Here is a 2,287-nt window from a genome sequence, read left to right on the forward strand (position 1 = left end):
TTTGTGTATCAGAGACAGGGAGGACATCCTGCGCAGCTACAAGCTGCACGCCAACGCCTACGTCACCAAGCCCCGTCGCCCGCCGCCGTGCCGACATCGGCCGCCGCCGCCCCGGAAGGGTCCTCCTCGTGACATCCAGCGCCGAACCCATCGATGTTCTCCTCGTCGAGGACGATCCGGGCGACGAACTCATGACCCGCGAGGCATTCGAGGACAACAAGATCGGCAACACCCTCCACGTCGTCCGCGACGGGGAGGAGGCCCTCGACTTCCTCTACCGGCGCGGCGCCCATCCGGACGCGCCCCGCCCCGACCTGATCCTGTTGGACCTCAACCTGCCCAAGTACGACGGACGCCAGGTGCTCCAGCAGATCAAGTCCGATGCCGACCTGGCCCACATCCCCGTGGTGGTGCTGACCACCTCCGCCGCGGAGGAGGACATCCTGCGCAGCTACAAGCTGCACGCCAACGCCTACGTCACCAAGCCCGTGGACCTCGACCAGTTCATCGCCGCGGTCCGTCAGATCGACGACTTCTTCGTCCAGGTCGTCCGCCTGCCCGGGCGCTGACCGATCACCGACCGCCGGTCCCGTCGTGGCCGGCGGTCGGGACCATCCGGGTGTCCCTGCCGGCACGCGGACATGCCGGCCCGCGCCCGGGGGCACCCGCCCACCATGTCGGACGTGTTCCTCGCCGCGGTCGGCGCCCTCGCGGTGGCGGTGGCGGTCCTCTCCGCCCGCCTCCAGCGGGTCCCGCTCAGCGCGCCGCTGCTCGCCCTGGTGACGGGGGTGGTCCTCGGCCCGGCGGTCACGGGCGCCATCTCGCCGCCGACGGTGGTGGAGGCCACGGAGGAGGTGCACGAGGCGTCCCGCCTGCTGTTGGCCGTCTCCGTGATGGCCGTGGCCCTGCGGTACCCCCTCCGGGACGTACGCGCCCGGGCCCGGCCGGTGGCCCTGCTCGTCCTCGTCGCCATGGTGGGAATGGCGGCGACCACGACGGTGGTGGCAGCGGCCGTCCCCGTCATCGGTCTGACGGCCGCGTTCCTGCTCGGTGCCGCGCTGTGCCCCACCGACCCGGTCCTCGCCTCGGGCGTCGCCACCGGCGGGTTCGCCGAGGGCCGGGTCCCCGCGCGCACCCGCCAACTGCTCTCCCTGGAGTCCGGGGCGAACGACGGACTGGCACTGCCCCTGGTCCTCGCCGCCGTGGCCGTCGCCGGATCGTTGAGCGGCCCGTCGGCCGCGGGCGAGGCACTGTGGCAGGTGCTCGGCGGGGTCGTCCTCGGTGGTCTCTCGGGCGCGGCGGGAGGCCGACTGCTGCGGGGCGCCGAGCGTCGGCGGGAGGTCGAGTCCGGCCCCGCCCTCGTCTACACCCTGCTGCTGGCCCTCCTCGTCCTCGGTGTCTCCGGCCTGCTCCGCATGGACGGGATCCTCGCCGTCTTCGCCGCCGGTCTGGCCTTCAACGCCACCGGGCCGGCCGCCGAACGGGCGGAGGAGGCCAGGATCGACGAAACGGTCAACACCTTCCTCGTCCTGCCCCTCTTCGTGCTGCTCGGTGCCATGCTCCCCTGGGACGAGTGGGCCGAACTCGGATGGGGCAACGGTCTGGCCCTGGTCGGCGGCGTGCTGCTGCTGCGCCGCCTTCCGATCCTCCTCCTGCTGGCCCGCCCCCTCGACCTGCGCACGCGCGACGCCGTCTTCCTGGGGTGGTTCGGGCCCATGGGCGTCTCCGCGCTCTTCTACCTGTGCGCCGAGGCCCAGCGGCTCGGCGCCGATCCGCGGGTCCTGGCCGCCGGAACCCTGGTGGTGGCGGCCAGCACCGTGGTCCACGGGATCACCACGGCGCCCGGGGTCCTGCTCTACCGGCGTGCCGCCCTTCGCTCGCCGGACCCCTCCCCGTGACGCCCCCGTGCGCCGGTGGGCGTCCCGGGCTCCGGGCCTCACATCCTCTGCCACCGGGCCATGGCGATCGCGAACCCACCGAACAGGGTGAGCCCCAGCGCCACGGCCGTCAGCAGCCACGGCCCCGCGGGGGCGTCCGCCAGCGAGCGCAGCGCGTCATCCAGCCCTTTCGCCTCGTCCGGGTCGAACCGCACCGCCGCGCGGATCACGAAGACCCCCACGGTGGCGAAGACCAGTCCCCGGGCCGTTCCACCGCCCACCGCCAACACGTCCACCAGCCGCCGCGCGCCCCCCCGGAGGTCGGCCCGCAGACGCTCGCGGTGTTTCATCCCCACCGCCCGCACCACGAACAACCCGCCGGCGCCGATCACCGCCAGGCCCGCGATACC

3 protein-coding genes are annotated in these 2,287 nt (G+C 73.5%); 2 read left to right on the forward strand and 1 reads right to left on the reverse strand.

Annotated features, from left to right (window positions below; all coding sequences use genetic code 11):
* The first annotated feature begins 128 nt into the window (after positions 1–128).
* On the forward strand, positions 129–569 hold the full coding sequence (locus tag FOE67_RS23120) for a response regulator (protein WP_182666777.1): 441 nt from the start codon (positions 129–131) through the stop codon (positions 567–569).
* Between the two features lie 105 nt (positions 570–674).
* Positions 675–1,898 carry a cation:proton antiporter domain-containing protein gene (locus FOE67_RS23125; protein WP_182666778.1) on the forward strand — a complete coding sequence of 408 codons (1,224 nt, stop codon included), beginning with the start codon at positions 675–677 and terminating at the stop codon, positions 1,896–1,898.
* A gap of 38 nt (positions 1,899–1,936) precedes the next feature.
* Here FOE67_RS23125 and FOE67_RS23130 read toward each other — a convergent pair.
* The coding region (locus FOE67_RS23130; protein ID WP_182666779.1) for a DUF1206 domain-containing protein at positions 1,937–2,287 on the reverse strand (351 nt) is incomplete at its 5' end.

The sequence above is a fragment of the Streptomyces calidiresistens genome (assembly GCF_014141525.1).
In the GTDB taxonomy this organism is placed as follows: domain Bacteria; phylum Actinomycetota; class Actinomycetes; order Streptomycetales; family Streptomycetaceae; genus Streptomyces; species Streptomyces calidiresistens.